Genomic DNA, 17,830 nt, shown 5'->3' with positions numbered 1-17,830 from the left:
TTTTGCACCATTTCTCCTATGAAATTCCGGCTGTTATCCTTTTTTGCCCGATGTTTCTTTTTTTGCCGGAAGGGAATCTCCGATCAGTTCCAGTGCCGCTATGACATTTAAACACCATTGAGAGACAGTGTTCGTTGTCACCCATGGAAGCTCCTCTAGCTGCGTCCATGTCTCGATGCGCTCCGGTTTGATCGGAAGCGGCGTATGGCTGAGCTTATCTTCTAGCAAAAGATTCCACGCTTTGGCGGCGAGATGAGGATCTTGCTTTTTTCTTGCGGCGTAGGCTGTCATACCGGCGGCGAACATCGGCCAGTGAAAATGCCCGTCATGAAGAGCGCCTCTGCTTTTTTTCCGTTTTTCCTCATCACTGAGTGTGTAAAATTCGCCGAATTCACTCAGCATATCCTCCCATTCCCGGTCATCAAGAAGCTCAGCCAGCTCCATCCACACTTGCGGCGCGCCGAAGGCAATGATCATATGATATCCGCCCGCAATGCCGTCTCCCATGTGATGAAGCATCGAGGTCGCCGGGTCATATTCAAATGTCGGGCCGGATAATAAGCGGAGCGGCAGCCGCTTCAGACAGTTGATTCCCGTTTTGATTTTTTTGAGATATTCCGGATTTTCGGTCCGCTCCCATTCCGTCAGCCAGTTCGAGCAAAACGCCGCCCAGTCCGGTCCCGTTCTGGCGTGAGTCGGGTGCTTGCCTTTCTCGTAAAAAGCGCGCATCGGATCGGTTTTGACGAGGGCATAATCGGCATCCTTCACTTCTGTCAAAAGATCTCCCGTCCGCTCATCACCCGTCAGATAATAATAGAATTTATAAAGCCCGGCCATGCTGATTCTCGCTTCCTTGCAGCCGCATCCCCAGTGCACAACATTATGCCGTGAGCCAAGCCCGGCGTATTCACCGAGGTGAAAGCTGTCCGTTTCGCTCGTATGGCGGGTCATGGCTTCTGCCATGCGAAAGATATCCTCTTTGCCTGAGCGGAAAAACGCCTGCCACAGCCATAAGGTCGGAACGAGCTCATTGTTTTGCCATGCGTATCCGCCGAGATCGTACCGCCACATATGCCGGATCGGGTCATACGTATGCATGACATCGCCATAATGCCAAAAACCGTACCATCTGCGTTGCTCTACTTCCTTTTTATAAAACAGAAAGGCCGCATCGAGCTGTTCTTCCAGCTCTTTTTTGAGCGGATGGGATGTGTCAATGATGCTCCAAACCCCGAGTGCTTTTGATTCGTAATAGACGTCCGGCTCGCATACAATGAGCGGCGGCGCCTGCCATTTGTCAGCGAGTGCATTGAGGACTTCGTCAGACGGCATGTGCGAAAAGCACGCCAAGCTGATTTCATTTGTGTTCGCAATGCCTGTCGGATCAGAGCGCATTTCATCAAAGCCTTCATACGCGCTGACCACGTGGGTGTTTCCTGTATAATGCCGCAAATCCATCGCTTCGCCGTCCGGAGGCCAAAGCCAGATAGTCATTTTGGGGCGGCTGCCGGCAAGACCTGTGATTTCCAGTGCTGACGGATATTTCTCAAAGAAATACCGCAGGCCGAGAGCCACACCGCCATTTTTTCCGCCCGCATAGCAAAGCCCCTTCGCCCGGCTGCCATGCAGCATTCCAACCCACGCATAATCTTTTCCGGTCCGTTTTGACAGGCTGTAATGATCGCTGGAATCCTGCACGAGCTTGACATCGTCCCAAACCGCATTCTGTGTGCCATGTGCAAACCATTCCTTATGCTCTTCATCTGGAGACAGCATTTCGCCATTGATTTGTTTTTCATAAAGCGGATATCGTTCATTGAATTTACGTGTGCCAAACAGCTGGGAAGGTTCTTTATACATCCCTTTCTCTCCCGCAAAGCGGAAATGGCGGTTGTACGGCTCTCCCTCCAAAAAAAGGGCAAATTCGATGCCGAGCCCCTTAATGAATTCTTGTTTACCGCTCCTGTCAATCAGCTGCGTGTGCACAAGGCCGATCTCAGACAGCCCGGCATAAAACGTCAATCGGATGACAAACGGCAGCCATTCTTCATTCGTTTTATGGAGCACATGCACTCCCTCGATTTTGACTACTGCTTTGACAGGACCGCTTTGCTCAATCGCCGCCTGTTTGATAAGGCTGACAGACGTTTCTTGAAAAAGAACCGTTTCCGCCGCTGACTCTTTTCTCGTTTCTCTTATCGCAACGAGCCTCCCGCCTGCGGCGATCGGCTTTCCATTGATCTGCAATGATTGAATGAAATCAGATCCTGTTTTATGAATGGTACAAACGAGTGCTCCTGTATCCACTTGGATATCATGCTCTGTCTCATGAATGCTGAGCGATTCAGTTGGCTGCGGCACTTCTCTTTTGTGCACTGTAAAGCTTTGGTTTTCCTGACCGCCAAACACCGCCGCGTGCTTCGTCCACTTGATGCTCCCGTCCGGCCAATAGGCCGACGGTTCGCTTTGCACATATCGCGTTTCCGCGTTTTCATTCATAAGCGCCAGACGGTCACCCTTTTTTAATTCTCCTTTTTTCCATGGCACGCCCCACGTCACACCGCTTATCACCTTTGGCTGTCCTGATAACCATTTGATCTTTTTCATCGGTCTCTCCCTCCATAGAAAAAAGCTGATTCGATGCAAAGAATCAGCTGGGATTGTCAAATTGAATCACACGGTATTCATGCGGTCCGACCGCCAGCCTCCCCGCCTTTTCCAAGCGGTGCGTCAACAGATCTGTTCCCGCTTCCGGCAGTGTCACACTTCCTCCTTTTCCATCCATATTCACGATGATCCACACAAGGCCGTTATCGCCTTTGCGCGGGGCAACGATCGTGCCGGGCGTAACATCCGACCGGCTGGAAATAACAGCTTCCTCCGCGTAATGCCTAACGAGCGCTTCCAGCATCGCATCCCCTTCTTTCCCGGATGGAAGCGAGCCCAGCATGACAATTTTCCCCTCGCCGTAATTCCGTTCCGTCAGAAAAGCATGGCCCGCCCCCGGTCCTGCTTCAACCGTGCCAAGGGTGTTTCCGCTCTCTGTGTCAAACACCGCGCTCCATAGTCCGAGCGGTGCCGTGATGCCAAACGCTTTTCCTGTATTCACGTTCTCATTCATCGGAAAGGTAAAAAGTGTTTTGATCCCTGACGTTTTCTCAAGTTCGCCAAGTCCGCAATCGGTATGAATGGTATGCTCGCATGTGCGCCCTCCTGTCAGCGGCCCGGTGATCCAGATGCCGCCCGCTTCAGCGAATGCCGAAGCTTTTTTGATAAATTCAGAAGACAAATACGGCACAAATGGCGTAAACAGCAAGCGGTAGCCGTCCAGCGGAGCGCCTTCCGGAATAAGGTCACGGTGAATCCCCGTGTTGAGAATACGTTCATAAAAATGCGTCACAAGCGAACGATGCCGGAGTCCCCGGTGAGGCTCAGTTTTAATAAATGCTTTTGCTCTGTCAGAGTAAGTCATCGCCGCCTCGGCTTGAACGGGTTCAGTCGATAGAATAATAGGCTCGATTTCCTTTCTTGCCCGCTCAACCGCCAGCACATTTTGGTAGCCGATGGCGGGTTCGCCCCAGGCGCTGAGAACCGAACCGTGGGAAATCTCGCTGCCTGAACGCTGCTGTCGCCATAGCCAGTAGCAAAATCCCTGGCTCCCTAAGGCGTAGGACGATACGGCTTCGGCCTGCAAATACCCGTCTGCGTGCGGGTAAGCGGAGCTTTCAAGCGAGGCGGCATACGACGGACTCGTTTCCAAAATCCAAAACGGGCGTCCCTGTTTCAGATTTCTCCATAAATCACAGTTCAATAAAAAGGCAGAGGCGTTTTCCTGCGAAGCGTACGTGTCATAGGAGGCAAAATCGAGATTCTGAAACATTCGCTCATTGTCCACGCTGAACATGACTGATCCGTTATGCGTGATCGGCGCATCTGAATAGCAGCGGATGATTTTGGCCTGTTCATCCGCAAACGAAGCGATCATCTCCATCGAAAACAGTTGATACATAGTGCGTAGAGAGGCATGATGCAGAAACGGGGCCGGTCCCGGCTGCGGGACTTGCTCAAACGTCTGATAGGTCTCGCTCCACACATCGGTTCCCCAAGCTTCATTCAAGCGCTCAATTACCCCGTAGCGATTTTTGAGCCAGTCATGCCATAGGCGCAAGCATGTCTCACACATGCATTCTGCAACATGGCATTTAAACTCATTGTCTAGCTGCCATCCGATCAGCCCCGGGAGCCGGCCAAGCTCCTTGGCGATGGCTGTGGTGATGATGGCGGCTTTTTTTCGGAAATACGGGTTGTTCGTACAGGCATGCTGACGGGAGCCATGCCCCATGATCTCTCTTTTTTCATTGGCATGCATGCGTTCGGGCCGGCCATGTGAGAACCAAATCGGCGGGGTAGGCGTCGGCGTGCACATAATCGTTTCGATCCCGCTATCATACAGCCGGGCGATGATTTCTTTGAAAAAACCGACGTCAATTTTTCCTTCTTCAGGTTCCATGATAGACCAGGCAAATTCGCCGATCCGCACAACATTTACGCCAACTTCACGCATGATGTCAATGTCCTGCTGAATCGTCTCTTCATCCCATAATTCCGGATAATAGCAAGCGCCATGATACAGTTTTCTCATCCCATTTTCACCTTTCTTTGATGATCGATTCTGTCAATGGCAGGCCGAGCTCCTTTATGCCTTTTGCCACAAGTTTCGCCATTTCATTTGCGCCTTTTTTTGTAAAATGCGTGTAATCGTTAATCCCTTCTGAAATCATAAAATAGGTGTATACTTTTTCCTCGCCCTTCTCAGTAAAGAAAGCAAGGCTTTTCTCCATCAGATCAATGAGCTGGACATTCTCCTCTTCAGCAGTCTGCTTCATGGCAATGCAGTAATCAGGAAAATCGTTCAAAAACACGCCATTTTCGTAATGAAAGCGGGCTTCGGGGGTAATGAGAAGCGGATGGGCGCCTTTTTCCCGCGCACCTGCGATATACTGCTTTAAATATTGTTTATAAGTAGTGTAGGGCTCGGTGTAGCGCTCCGGCTTATTTTTCGATGCGTCATTATGGCCCATCTGCACGAACAGCCAATCATCCGGCTCGATCACATCGAGGATTGCCTGAAGCCTGCCCTCTTCCACAAATGTTTTCGAGCTTCTTCCCCCGATCGCTCTGTTGATCACTTGAATATGCTCCGGCAGATGCGAGCCGAGAAACTGCCCCCAGCCCCCTTGATTTGTGCTGTCTCCATACGTTTGAACAGTCGAATCGCCGGCAAGATAAATATGATTTGCCATTTTTTATTCCCCCTCGTTTTTTATACAGCTTCCATCACGGATAGCTCTTCCCTTGAAAAAGACCGGTGCGTACAGCGCTTGAGCATTGGTTCGTCCTGCCCGTTCGTTAATCATCTTGTCGTAGCGTTCAGCCTTTGCGTCTTATCCCTTAGTCCTCCTACAGCGGCGCCTCCGCTTTACTTCCCGCTATGTACAGGGCGGGCTTCGGCGGTTTTTTCATTCCCGTTCCGAGGTAAAAGCTCGTGTGCGGCGGCTGGTTGTAGGCGGTATTCTGCCAGGCGATGCCGAGCCTGTAAACCGGATCATGCATCAGCGTGTAAAAGCGGTGGCGGGTGAGATGTGTCGTTGTATAGATACGGAGCGCGCTGCTGTCTTCCGTTCTCCATATCACTTCTTCCCGCCAGTCTCCGAACAGGTTGGCCTGAAGAACCGGGTTTCCTTTCGTGCCGTTGTTGGACAGCACGCCGGCCGGCTGAAATATCGTCTTCAGACAGCCGTTTTCAGCATCCCATTTTTCAATCTTTGGCCTGCCAATCGTTCCGTCCCAGTCATGATCAAGCAGTTCTCTGACCAAATCACCGTCCCACCAGATGGCGAAATTGGCTGAAGGGGGCGCTTTGTCGCTGATTTTTTCGCCTTTGCTCGTGAAAAGCCCATACGACATGCCATCATTGCCCGGCGGATCAATTCCCCAGACGAGCGACCCTTTGTAGCTTGGGTCAATATGAGCCGCCATGCCCCGGCCAACGTCAGTTCCAGCATGGACGCCCCATAATATCTCACCGGTTCCGGCATCTCGCAGTGACAGTCCGTACGGCTTCGTGGCGTCCTCATGCACCTGGAACACTTCAAGCCCTTTTCGTGACGGGTCCAGATCCCCTACATGCATCGCGTCTCCATGCCCGAGCCCCGTTGTGTACAGGCCGGTTCCGTCATGATCGACCGCCATTGCGCCGTATATGATTTCATCCTTTCCGTCTCCGTCGACGTCAGCCACGCTCAAGCTGTGGTTCCCCTGTCCTGCGTACGCTTCATGTCCCGGATGGTTGGAGTCAAATACCCATCGTTTTTTGAGCCTTCCGTTTCTGAAATCGTATGCTACGAGAACGGCTCTCGTATAATAGCCCCGCGCCATCACGAGGCTCGGCCGCTCCCCATCCAAATAAGCGATCCCGGCGAGAAAACGGTCCATCCGATTTCCATAGCCGTCTCCCCAATCCTCCAGTTTGCCGCGGGGCGGTTCATATTCCACGGTCGTGAGCGCCTCACCGGTTTCTCCTTTAAACACCGTCAAATATTCCGGTCCGGACAGAATCCTTCCCTGTTCATTTCTAAAATCGGCATGCTCATCACCGATGATATGTCCTTTCCCGTCTGTTGTGCCGTCAGCTGTTTTCATGGCGATTTCTGCTTTTCCGTCACCGTCAAGGTCATACACCATAAATTGCGTGTAATGAGCGCCCGCCCTGATGTTTCTGCCAAGGTTGATACGCCACAAAAAGGTGCCGTCCAGTTTATAGGCATCTATGAGCACCTCCCCGGTATACCCGTCATGGGCGTTGTCTTTTGAATTGGACGGCTCCCACTTCAGGATGATTTCATATTCTCCATCCCCGTCCACATCCCCGACGCTGGCATCATTGGCGCTGTAGGTGTACGGCTTTCCGTCCGGCGTGATACCGCCTTCCGGTTTGGCAAGCGGAACCTCCAGTACATTTTCCCGCCAGACGGAAGCTTCTTTGGACAGTTTTTCTTCCCTTCCCTTATTGACGGCCGCCACCTGATAAACAGCGTCAGCCGTTCCGTTTTGATCGAGAAAATTAGTGCTTTCAGCGATTGGATCGCGGGTGATCCGCTTTCCATCTCGATAAAGGTGAAAAGCCGTCGTCTCATGATCCGTGCCGAGAAAACGCCAGCTGACAAACACGCCCTGATCTGTCTTTACCGCAATCAAACCTCTGGTCAAGTATTCCATTTGCCTCTTTTTTGGTTTCATTTGATGAGAACGGGCTGCGCGCAGCCCGTTCCTTCCCCCTTTCAGTTAAGGCGTATACATATTTGGTTTTGGCTGTTCCGCCATGCCGTCTCCTAAAAAGAAGCTTGTGTGCGGCGGCTGGTTATAGGCGACATTTTGCCAGGCGATGCCAAGCCGGTACACCGGATCGTGCATCAGCGTATACAGCCTGTGCTCAGTCGGAATGGTCGTCGTGTAAATGCGCAGAGCACTGCTGTCCTCCGTTCTCCACACGACTTCCTCGCGCCAGTCACCGAGCAGATCAGCCTGAAGCGCCGGTGTTGCTTTTGTGCCGTTGTTAGCCGCTGCGCCTGATGCAGTCAGCACATTTTTCGATACGCCGTTTTGATAATCCCACTTATCAATTCGGTTGCTGTCCAGCTGTTCCCGCAGCAGGTCGCCGTCCCACCAGATACCGAAGTTGGTCGAGGACGGAACCCCGCTTCCGATTTTGACCCCTTTCGCTGAGTAGAGAGAACCGTTTGCCCACACCTCCTGTCCCGGATAACGCGGGTCAATATCAGCAGCCATTCCCCGGCCTACATCCTTGCCGGCATAAACGCCCCAAAGGATTTTTCCGGTTGCAGCATCCCGGAAAGATAAGCCGTATTTTGCATTTTTGTCCTCATGTACTTGAAACACCTCAAGCCCCGGCCGGCCCGGATCAAGATCTCCTGTATGGAGGGCATCCCCATGGCCTAAGCCAGTCGAGTACATGCCTTTCCCGTCATGATCAACAGCCATTGAGCCGAAAATAATCTCATCTTTTCCATCCCCGTCAACGTCCGCGATGCTCAGGTTGTGATTCCCCTGTCCGGCAAACGCTTCATTTCCTGACTTTGAGGAGTCCAGCGTCCAAAGCTTTGACAGCTTTCCGTCCCTGAAGTTATAGGCAACTAGCATGGTTTTAGCGTAATACCCTCTGGTCATGATCAGGCTCGGCCGCTGTCCATCAAGGTAGGCAATGCCGGCGAGAAAACGGTCAACACGGTTGCCGTAGCTGTCTCCCCAATCCGACACATTGCCGCGCGCCGGTTCAAAATTTGCAGTGACAAGCTCTTTCCCGGTTGAACCTTGAAACACAGTGAGATATTCAGGGCCTGAAAGCACACGCCCCTGTTCATTTCTGTAATCAGCATTGGCATTTCCAATTACTTTGCCCGTGCCGTCTTTTGTCCCGTCTGCCGTTTTCATTGCCACTTCCGCTTTTCCGTCACCATCAAGGTCATACACCATAAACTGGGTGTAGTGCGCGCCCGCTCTGATGTTTTTGCCGAGATTGATCCGCCATAACTTTGTGCCATCCAGTTTATACGCGTCAATTAGCACGTCACCCGTATAGCCATCCTGTGAATTGTCTTTTGAGTTAGACGGGTCCCATTTCAGAATCAGCTCGTATTGCCCGTCACCATCCACATCGCCAACACTTGCGTCATTAGCGCTGTACGTGTAAGCTTCACCCTTTGGCGTCGTGCCGCCAGCCGGTTTATCCAGCGGGACGGAATGATACGGCTGCGCCCATACGGAGGCTTTTTCAGAAGCCGGCTGTTCGGTACCGTTTACAACAGCCCGAACCGTATACGTTGAGCCCGCCGAACCGTTTTTATCCACATAGTTCGTGGTTTTGACAGGCGCAGCATTCAGTTTTTGCCCGTCTCTGTACACATTGAACAAAACAGATGCGTTTTCAGTTCCAAGAAACCGCCAGCTGACAAAAATGCCCCCGTCCGTCTTGACCGCTACAAGCCCCCGGTTCAGCGCTTCCATCTGCCGCGCTGCCCCTTCAGCTTTCACAGGACATACAGAGGTTCCCATCACCAACAAGACCAGCAACGTAACAGCGGTAAACATGCGTTTCCTTCGTGTAATCATCAGACAGCTCCTTCTCATTTATCTGTAATCGCTTACTTAAATTGGATTTTATGCGCTGTGTGAGCTGTCTTCAATTTCACTTTTTTGCATCTGCCTATTTCGGACACTGCACTTTTTTGCGTATTTGTCATTTTTTTGTTACCCGGCTTGATGGTGCTGGGCCTCCGTCTTTTGAAATCCCCTAAGAGCAAAAAACATTAACACAAGCCCAAATAAACACGGGCCGTAAAATGGGATCAGGCCAGGAAGCGTATAAAGCAAATAAAGGACAAATCCGCACCCGATCAGCATACAGCCGGTTGTCAGCGGTCTCATGGCGCCAAACAGCAGTGCCTGCGGTATATATTTGCGAAGCGGGAGCTGATAATGCACATAAAGGGGAAACACATACATCAGCGCGATGATATACAAAAGCCCTGCAAGCAGCGTGCAGCTTGTTACGGCAAAGGACAGCCAATCCGTACTGGCAGAAAAATAATGATAGTTCGCGGACAATATGAGCAAAAGAGCCGAAAACGCCAATCCGATCGCATTAACCTTGAGAAACTCTTTTTTATAGGTATCGAGAAATAACGGAAATATCGGGACATCCTTTTGCCCCATCAGCCATTTCCTTATAACGGCACACATCGCGGCTGTGCTCGGCGCCCATCCGAAAAGAACGCCGCCCAAAAGTGTAAACAACAGCCACAGCCCGTTGAGCCATGCTATTTTCACCACCGCTTCGCAGCCTGCATAAAGCGCATCCGTTACAGTCGTCTTCATCTTCTCACCGCTTGATGCACGACAAAATCCCTGTAAGCTGCTTTCATGGGGGCCATCTGCCGGAACCCGATTTTTCCTTTTGTTAACACAGGCCCATATGTGCTGCCGTCGTCCATCCACTCAAGAATGGGCAGACCATTGATTGAAAAGTGCACATAGCCTTTGTCTTTGATCAGCTTCATACGATACGGAGAATCAGCGTCGTCTGGAGAAGGCAGCGGATCGGCCCCCATTGCGGCGAGGTGGAAACCGCGGCTTTTTCTTAAATTGCAGGTGCGGAACGCTCTTTCCTCCGCGTATTTTCTGCGGAAATACGACAGGTGGAGCGCATTGATGTCCCCCGAATGATACTCGGGGTATTTTCCCGTTCTTTTCTGGAGACTTGGATCAAACAAATCCTCGCCTCCCATTCCCGCAGCAGAAAAAAACAGCATACACAGTCCAGGCTGCTCAATCGGAGAGAAATCCCATGTCACAATGATGCCGTCTGGAAAGGTTTCCGGACACCAAAAGACAAAGTGCGCTTCATCCTGGACATGTGACAGGTGCAAGCTGTGATCGTCAAATGAGATCTGCCCGCCTCCCTCCATCCGCCAGTCCTTCACATCGCTTTTAGACCGGAGCGGATTGCGGTACAAGCAAGTGCCTTCCTTATACATGTTCTTTCCCCTCCCGGCTCACAAGGTGGTCCTTAAGCGGAAGTCCGAGCTCTTCAATGCCTTCTGCCACAAGCTTCGCAACCTCCATTGCACCTTTTTCCGAAAAATGCGTATTGTCCTCAATACCGTGCGGGTAATTCGGATGTTCATTCGGCTGAAACCAAACGAACAATCGCTTCGACTCCTCCGGCCCGTATGCTTCATACAGCACCTTTGTTTTCGCAAGCAGATCAATCACAGGTACATCGAGCTCCTTCGCCAGTGCTTTCATCGCATCGGGATACTCACCGAGGGAATGCTCGATCCGTCCGTTTTCATCAAAGCGGCGGCGCTGCACCGATGTGACGAACACAGGATGCGCGCCCTTTTCGCGTGCCGTATCTGCAAACAAGGTAAGAAACTGCTGAAATGTGGAGTACGGCTTCGTCCCCCGCGGTTTTTGGTCATTGTGGCCGAATTGAATCAACAAATAATCGCCTTGTGTGATGCGCTCGGCAATTGCTTGAAGCCTTCCTTCCTCCACAAAAGAATTGGTGCTCGCTCCTCCTTTGGCATGATTGCGGACCAGCACACCTTCAGAAAACAATTGCCCGAATACCTGCCCCCACCCCGCCATCGGCGCTTCATGAGGCGGGCAGTCACTCACAGTGGAATCCCCCGCTAAAAATACTTGAATCGGTTTCTTCATCACATGTTCTCTCCTTTCACGGCGTTTCCTGATACATTTGCCTGAAGACACCCGGCGGCATGCCGACCTGTTTTTTAAAAATCCGATTGAAATAATTGTGGCGATAGCCGACTTCTTCAGACACATCATGAATTTTTTTATTCGTATTGACCAGCAGTTCTTTCGCCTTTTCGATTCTGATCTGGGTCACATAATCGATAAAATTAATGCCGGTCACTTGCTTAAATGCCTTGCTTAACGTATAGGAATTCATGCCAAGCGCATCGGCACAGCTTTCCAATGAAATGTCCGCCATATACTGTTCGTGAATCATCGCAATCACACGTTCTGCCAGCTGCTTTTGCTGTCTGTTTTTTCTGCCCTCAAGCTTGGAAAGGTAAGGCGTCACCACTACATCCATCAGCCAGGCCGCCGCTTCATTAGGTTCGCGCAATTCTGAAATATCAAGAAACGGATTCCGGTGCTGAAATAGTTCGCTGGGATTGAGCCCGGAATGCAAAATATCCTCCTGAATGCGGGAAAACAGCTGAATCAGGGCGGAATGCACATGCCTGTCTATGGCCGCCTTTTCCGCCAGTTCCCTCATACATCCATCTATCAGTTCCTTGGCTTCCTGTTTTCTTTCCAGCCGGATGGCCTGAACAATTTGTTTTTCCAGCTCAAAAGGGTAATAAGGAGCGAACTGCTCATCCTGAGGGAAGTCGGCCTGCAAATCAATGACCTGATCCCGGTTAGCAAACTTCCTGCGGGATTTGCCGCATTTCACATCCTGAAATAAAGAAGGAATTTCCGTGACACGCTCCGTCTCGCTGCTCAATGTCGAGGTCAGGCATAGTCCGGTTACATTCCCAAATTGGCGTGCCAGCTCTGTTATATACGCCTTCAGATCAGAGCTGTTTGTTTTTATCACAAGAACGGTGACAGAAAGCCGGCCGATATCAAGTATGGAGAGCTGAAAAACGCGTTTATCCGCCAATTCCTCAGCGATATTAGTCAGTGTAAACACAGCGAGCTGTTCATCATCGCAACAGAAGATGCTTTTTTCACAGCGGAGTCCTGTCAATTGAAGATCCAGCACATGAAACACGTTTTCGCCGATGTTCCAGCCGGCCTCCTCCATCCGCAATCTGAGGCTTTCCTCGTTGTCATAGTAAAAATCGCCCTGCAAGAGATGCTGCAAAAAACTTTTTTTCATATGGGGCGTCTGCCGCAGGAGCTGCTGTTGGAGCTTCCGGCTTTCAAGGGATAGATCCTGCCATCTCTTTTCAATCCATTTGAATTCATCCTGCCCGGACGCCTGCCATGTTTTCTTCTCTCCTCCGGTAAACAAGCCAAGCAAATGCTGGATGGGACGATAGATTTTTTTTGATGCATACCATGTCATGCACACCGCCAAACCGATGCAAATGACCAGCATCACGATGATCACTTTTGATAAAAACACCATCGGCGCTGTAATAGCTGAAAGAGGCGCCGCTGACACAAAGGTCCATTGCTGATGCATCCGGTTCATTTCTCCAAAGGAGACAGAATACACCTTGCCTTCCCATTCCATCTGAAAATGGCCGTTCTCAGCAGGCTGTTTTTTTATCTCTTGAAGTAAAGTCTTTTCAAAATCTTTTTCCCCTTCATGAAACAGCACCTCTTGATTTTGATCTAAAAGCAGCGCACTGCCATCAGGATAGGGGGACAAGCTTTGCAGGATTGATTCCATTTCTTTCGGATCAACCGCCAGCATGATCGCGCCGAACGGTTTCTCCGCCGCGCCCGGAATGAGCTGGATCAGCATCGCTTGGTTTCCCGACCGTTTCCAATAAATGCTGTGGTCTGAGGCAAGCAGCGAGCGATACTTGCGAAGCGCCTCCTGTTCTGTCAAAGCGCTGTATTCAGGGCTCAGCACAAGTGGCCGGGGGCTGTTCAGAAAGATGGAGGCCTGCTCGATCAGCGGCTGCTGGTCCCGCAAAAGAAACAGCTTTTTCGTTAATTGATAGGAGAACGTAAAGTCTTTCTCCAAATCCCTCTCGGCCAATCCATTCATCAGTGAAGAATCGTAGGCCATCTGGGTGAGTGCCAGTTCAAGCACTCCCAGCTTCTCATCCATTCGGCTGACCTCACGCGCCACCTGTGTTTCATGCGATCTCTGCAGCTCTTTCTCCACCTTGTCGATCGAAAGAAAGTAGATTGCGCCGCCAGTCAGCAATCCGGGAATACAGGCAATCAGCAAAATGAAGACAAAGTTTCTTTTAAAATACGTTCCCTTCCAGCGAGAAACCCGTTCCTTCTGTTGAGGCTGTTTTTTCATCCCTTTCCCCCCGCCGCTGTCTTTACTGATACACGCGTTTTTTCGTTTTCAAAACATCAGCAAGAAACGTCAGCGCAAGTCCCTGCCCCCATCCTTGTATTCGTTTGTAAGGCACCTGTTTGTATCCTTCGGCATTTTTCATGACGGCTGTCCCGGCTGATACCTTGCTGACCCGTCCGTCCTCTTCCACCGCATCCAAAATGGCGGCAAGCGATTTCTGCACATATTTTGTATACAGCTTTCCGCTCGACATCAGAGCAGAAGCAATACCCGCTGATGCCGAAACCTCCAGATAAGAATCCGGATCATCCAAAATCGTATGCCACAGCCCTGATTCATCCTGAAGCCGGACAAGCGCGCTCAGCTGGTCTCTGAGCGATCCGTCGATGATCATAAAGGAAGGATGTGTCACCTCAATAAGCGGGAGCGCCTTTGCCATCGTGAGTGCCGCCCAGCCGTTCGCCCTGCCCCAATAAATCCCCGACAGATGATTTTGCGCTTTGTTGTCCCAGGCGTGGTAGTACAAATTCGTGACAGGGTCCTGAAGCACATCCTCATGTCCGTGAAACTGGCGCAGGCCGTCTTCAAAATAATCCTCACGCTCCATGACCCGCCCAATTCTCAGCATAAACAGCCCAGCCATCATCAGCGTATCCGCCCATGCCTGCTCAGGAAACACATATTCTGCCGCATTCACCGTATGCTGAAGGATACCCTCGCCAAAGCGCGGCGCCTTATGCAGCACATATTCCGCCATCTCGGCCGCTGTTTCCAAATACACGTCATCACCCGTCACCTTGTGGAGGAACAAAAGCGTATGCCCGATGGAAACTCCGTTGATTGATAGCGGCGGCAGCCCATCCTCCAGCTGTTCATCCACCCACGTTTTTAACAGATTGATATATTCCTCGTTTTCCGTCGCTTCATAGGCCTCCGCCACGCCGTAAAACGCGACGCCGCCCGGCCAATCCCACGCAAAATCCATCTGAAATGTCCGTTTCACGATCCGGTCAATAACCGACGTCACCTTTTCTTCATCAAAGATAAGCTGTGCCATCTGCAACACTCCTTTTTATTTTAATCCGGTCGTACTGATGCCCTGAACGATATATTTCTGAAACAAAAAGAAAACAAGAATCACAGGCAATAACGAGACGGCCGACATGGCAAACATCGCGCCCCAGTTCGAAGCCGACTCTGTATCGAGAAAAAGCTTCAGCGCAAGTGAAACAGGGTAAAGCTCCGGCTTATTCAAATACAAGAGCGGCTGAATCAGCTCCTCCCACTTCCAATAGAAGGAGAAAATCGCAGACGTCGCAAGCGCGGGAGCAATCAGCGGGAGAATGATCCGCCAAAAGCAGGCAAAGCGTCCGCATCCGTCGATTCGCGCGGCTTCATCCAGCTCCTCGGGAATCGTCCGGATAAACTGGATCATCAGAAAGATAAAAAACGCATGCCCGAAAAATTGCGGAACGACAATTGGTTTAAAGGAATTCAGCCAGTCTAATTTCGCAAACATAATATACTGCGGAATCATCAACACTTCATGAGGCAGCATTAACGTCCCCATCATGCACGCAAACCAAAATTTTTTTCCCTTAAACGGAATACGCGCAAATCCGTACGCAATGACAGCCGATGACAGGACGGCACCGATTGTTGACAGTCCGACAATAATCGCCGAGTTTTTAATAAACGTCAGAAACGGCTGTCCCGCAATGCCCTTCCACCCTTCAGCATAGTTACTGAGAATAAAAGGGTCTGGAATGAGAGAATGTGAGGTTGTAAAAATACTGGCGCTTTCTTTAAACGAGCTGACAAACAGCCAAATGACCGGGTACAGCAGTAACACCGCCAGCGTTGCCGTAAAAACATGGAACAGTATGCGTTTGGGACTGACGCGCCCGGCTTTTTTTCTTTCTAAAACCGGGGCTTTTCTGACAGGCTCGTTGACCGGCTCCATCCGTCATTCCTCCTTTGACTCGTAATGAACCCAATATGACGATGTTTTAAACAATATGAGCGTAATCAGCCCGACAATGACAAGCATGACCCACGCCATCGCCGATGCGTAGCCCATTTGAAAATAGTTAAACGCACGCTGGAACAAATAGAGCGAATAGAGAAGTGTCCCGTCAAGCGGCCCGCCCTCGCCCTTCGAAATGATATAGGCAGGTGTAAATGTCATAAAAGCAGAAATCGTCTGCATCACTAGGTTAAAGAAAATAATCGGTGTAAGGATCGGAAGCGTGATCTTGAAGAAACGCTGCACCCGATTTGCCCCATCCACACTTGCCGCTTCCAAATACGAAGACGGAATGTTTTTCAGCCCGGCCAGAAAAATCAGCATTGACGACCCGAACTGCCAGACGGACAGCAGAATCAATGTCCACAGCGCACTTGTCGGATTCTGGTACCAAAGAATTTTTTGATCAATCCCGACAAAAAACAGCAGCGCATTGATGACCCCGTCATTGCCAAAAATATTGCGCCACATAATCGCCACGGCGACGCTCCCGCCGATGATCGAAGGCAGATAAAAGAGCGTTCTGTAAATGGCCGTTCCTTTTGCTGCATTGTTTAAAATGACAGCGATAAAAAGCGCGAAGCCGAGGCGGAGCGGAACCCCGGCAAGCACATACGTAAACGTCACCTTCAGAGACTGCCAATACTTTTCGTCACCCGTAAACATTTCCTTAAAGTTGTCGAGCCCGATCCATTTCGGCGCCGTAAACAAGTCATAGCTCGTGAAGGACAGAAACAGGGACGCCCCCATCGGGATCACCGTAAAGCATAGGAACCCGATGATAAACGGAGAAATAAAAGCATATCCCGCCAGATTGTCTTTTCTTATACTCCGGCTTTGTTTCATTGCGTCAGCCCCATTTCCCGTCAATTATTCCTCTCTAATATCTCATTGGCCTTTTTCCGGAACGTTTTGGCGGCTTTTTCCGGGGATATCTTCTGATACAGAATCTGATCAGACGTGTCCTTCAGCAGCTTGATGACCTCTGCGCTTCCCACAGGCTCTGGCGGATCGGCTTTGCTGATGTTTTTTGACGCGGTTTCTACATACTCCACGATGTTGGCTTCTTCCTCATTCAGCTTCGGTTTAATCGCATCCGCCACCTTGTCGGAGACTGGAACGCCTCGCTCGCCTTTAATCATCTGGTTCGCTTCCTCATTATTCACGAAGAAATTAATAAATTTCGCTGCCTCTTTTTTATGCTCAGAGCTTTTCGGAATGGAAAACAGCATACTCGGCTTCAGTGTCAGCGCCTTTTCCTTCATTTGCTCCGGCGGCAGATAGAGAGACAGCGGCGAGTCTGTCAGCCGGGCAAAGCCCAAATATTGATTGGAGTAGTTCCATGTAATCGCTGACTTGCCTTTGACGATAAAATCGTCTTCCATCCCTTTAATCTGTGCGCTTTCATCAGGTGTTGAGGACGTTTTCGCTTTCACCAGCCTCAGCTGCCGTTCAAAGTAATCGACAAACAGCTGATCATCTTGATACGCGAGGCCAGTGCCGTCTTCTTTATAAAAGCGCTCACCCTTTGTGCGCAAATAATAAGGGAAGAAAATATCAGGCGGATGCATTCCGTTGGAACCGTAGACACCGGCTTTTTCCTGAAGATCATACGCCAGCTTCTCGTAATCCTCCCACGTCCAGTTTTCCTGATTGATAGACACACCGGCTTTTTTCAGCAAATCTTCATTGGCAATCACAGACAGCACGTTGACACCTAGCGTAAATCCATATAGCTTATTGTCGATTTTTCCGCCCGACAGCATATTCTCGTCGATTGAACTGACGTCAATCGTTCCATCCTTTGTATACGGCGTTAAATCCTCCAGCTGGTTCTTCTTTCCGTATTGGGCTAAGTAAGCGGTATCCATTTGAATGACATCAGGAAGCTGGCCGGCGGCAGACATGGGCGCGAGCTTTTTCCAGTAGTCATCCCAGTTCGCAAATTCCGCTTCAATATGGACGTGCGGATTCTTTTTCTCGTATAGTTCAATTACCTTAGTTGTATAATCATGCCTTGGCTGCCCGCCCCACCACGCGATTCTGAGTGTAACATCTTCTTTTTTTCCCGAGGCCTCTTCACCCGCTGAACATCCGCTGAACAAAAAGACGCAGACAAGGGATAACAGCACGTAACAAATCTTCTTCAAACCAATCCCCCCTTTAATGTAAGTGCTTACATTTTATTTTAAAGCGTTCGG

The 17,830-nt window shown here is 50.5% G+C and carries 13 protein-coding genes; all 13 read right to left on the bottom strand.

The genetic code is table 11. From position 1 onward, the window contains the following. Positions 1–33 precede the first annotated feature (33 nt). The 13 genes from MKX71_RS03870 to MKX71_RS03810 all read right to left on the bottom strand — a co-directional run bounded on the left by MKX71_RS03870 (position 34) and on the right by MKX71_RS03810 (position 17,779). Positions 34–2,607 (bottom strand): hypothetical protein, encoded by a 2,574-nt coding sequence (locus tag MKX71_RS03870; RefSeq protein ID WP_213420396.1) that lies wholly within the window; start codon positions 2,605–2,607, stop codon positions 34–36. Positions 2,608–2,650: 43 nt separating this feature from the next. Next, entirely contained in the window at positions 2,651–4,642 is a 1,992-nt protein-coding gene (gene yesZ, locus MKX71_RS03865; protein WP_264099542.1) for a beta-galactosidase YesZ, read from the bottom strand. Between the two features lie 7 nt (positions 4,643–4,649). Beyond that, positions 4,650–5,303, bottom strand: coding sequence for a rhamnogalacturonan acetylesterase (locus MKX71_RS03860; protein ID WP_327847450.1), 654 nt, complete (start codon positions 5,301–5,303; stop codon positions 4,650–4,652). A 157-nt stretch (positions 5,304–5,460) separates the two neighbouring features. Then, positions 5,461–7,299 carry a rhamnogalacturonan exolyase gene (gene rhgX, locus MKX71_RS03855; RefSeq protein WP_339231759.1) on the bottom strand — a complete coding sequence of 613 codons (1,839 nt, stop codon included), beginning with the start codon at positions 7,297–7,299 and terminating at the stop codon, positions 5,461–5,463. A gap of 45 nt (positions 7,300–7,344) precedes the next feature. Continuing rightward, the gene (gene rhgW, locus MKX71_RS03850; RefSeq protein ID WP_072175471.1) at positions 7,345–9,207 is read right to left on the bottom strand and encodes a rhamnogalacturonan lyase; all 1,863 of its coding nucleotides are present in this window, start codon (positions 9,205–9,207) and stop codon (positions 7,345–7,347) included. 120 nt (positions 9,208–9,327) lie between these two features. Continuing rightward, positions 9,328–9,954 (bottom strand): YesL family protein, encoded by a 627-nt coding sequence (locus MKX71_RS03845; RefSeq protein WP_041056970.1) that lies wholly within the window; start codon positions 9,952–9,954, stop codon positions 9,328–9,330. Beyond that, complete coding sequence (locus MKX71_RS03840) at positions 9,951–10,613, bottom strand: YesU family protein (protein ID WP_144483546.1); 663 nt, start codon at positions 10,611–10,613, stop codon at positions 9,951–9,953. Before MKX71_RS03840 ends, MKX71_RS03845 begins: the two co-directional genes overlap by 4 nt. Continuing rightward, positions 10,606–11,304: a rhamnogalacturonan acetylesterase gene (gene rhgT / locus MKX71_RS03835; protein WP_080019534.1), complete on the bottom strand. Its 699-nt coding sequence runs from the start codon at positions 11,302–11,304 to the stop codon at positions 10,606–10,608. The genes MKX71_RS03840 and rhgT overlap by 8 nt, the downstream gene beginning before the upstream one ends. 13 nt (positions 11,305–11,317) lie before the next feature. Next, entirely contained in the window at positions 11,318–13,603 is a 2,286-nt protein-coding gene (gene yesS / locus MKX71_RS03830; protein ID WP_339231758.1) for a transcriptional regulator YesS, read from the bottom strand. A 22-nt stretch (positions 13,604–13,625) separates the two neighbouring features. Next, positions 13,626–14,660 (bottom strand): rhamnogalacturonyl hydrolase YesR, encoded by a 1,035-nt coding sequence (gene yesR / locus MKX71_RS03825; protein WP_029317436.1) that lies wholly within the window; start codon positions 14,658–14,660, stop codon positions 13,626–13,628. Between the two features lie 15 nt (positions 14,661–14,675). Continuing rightward, positions 14,676–15,566 (bottom strand): carbohydrate ABC transporter permease, encoded by an 891-nt coding sequence (locus tag MKX71_RS03820; RefSeq protein WP_015252615.1) that lies wholly within the window; start codon positions 15,564–15,566, stop codon positions 14,676–14,678. 3 nt (positions 15,567–15,569) lie between these two features. Beyond that, the gene (locus tag MKX71_RS03815) at positions 15,570–16,499 is read right to left on the bottom strand and encodes a sugar ABC transporter permease (RefSeq protein ID WP_167407953.1); all 930 of its coding nucleotides are present in this window, start codon (positions 16,497–16,499) and stop codon (positions 15,570–15,572) included. Beyond that, the gene (locus MKX71_RS03810) at positions 16,496–17,779 is read right to left on the bottom strand and encodes an ABC transporter substrate-binding protein (protein ID WP_339231756.1); all 1,284 of its coding nucleotides are present in this window, start codon (positions 17,777–17,779) and stop codon (positions 16,496–16,498) included. Before MKX71_RS03810 ends, MKX71_RS03815 begins: the two co-directional genes overlap by 4 nt. Between the last annotated feature and the right edge of the window lie 51 nt (positions 17,780–17,830).

It is taken from the genome of Bacillus sp. FSL M8-0071, assembly GCF_037975455.1.
In the GTDB taxonomy this organism is placed as follows: Bacteria; Bacillota; Bacilli; order Bacillales; family Bacillaceae; genus Bacillus; species Bacillus subtilis.
This window is presented reverse-complemented; position numbering and strand designations above follow the sequence as displayed.

Coding starts and splice junctions, on each gene's coding strand:
- MKX71_RS03870 (WP_213420396.1), bottom strand. CDS start 2,607: ATGAAAAAGATCAAATGGTTATCAGGACAGCCAAAGGTGATAAGCGGT.
- yesZ (WP_264099542.1), bottom strand. CDS start 4,642: ATGAGAAAACTGTATCATGGCGCTTGCTATTATCCGGAATTATGGGAT.
- MKX71_RS03860 (WP_327847450.1), bottom strand. CDS start 5,303: ATGGCAAATCATATTTATCTTGCCGGCGATTCGACTGTTCAAACGTAT.
- rhgX (WP_339231759.1), bottom strand. CDS start 7,299: ATGAAACCAAAAAAGAGGCAAATGGAATACTTGACCAGAGGTTTGATT.
- rhgW (WP_072175471.1), bottom strand. CDS start 9,207: ATGAGAAGGAGCTGTCTGATGATTACACGAAGGAAACGCATGTTTACC.
- MKX71_RS03845 (WP_041056970.1), bottom strand. CDS start 9,954: ATGAAGACGACTGTAACGGATGCGCTTTATGCAGGCTGCGAAGCGGTG.
- MKX71_RS03840 (WP_144483546.1), bottom strand. CDS start 10,613: ATGTATAAGGAAGGCACTTGCTTGTACCGCAATCCGCTCCGGTCTAAA.
- yesS (WP_339231758.1), bottom strand. CDS start 13,603: ATGAAAAAACAGCCTCAACAGAAGGAACGGGTTTCTCGCTGGAAGGGA.
- yesR (WP_029317436.1), bottom strand. CDS start 14,660: ATGGCACAGCTTATCTTTGATGAAGAAAAGGTGACGTCGGTTATTGAC.
- MKX71_RS03820 (WP_015252615.1), bottom strand. CDS start 15,566: ATGGAGCCGGTCAACGAGCCTGTCAGAAAAGCCCCGGTTTTAGAAAGA.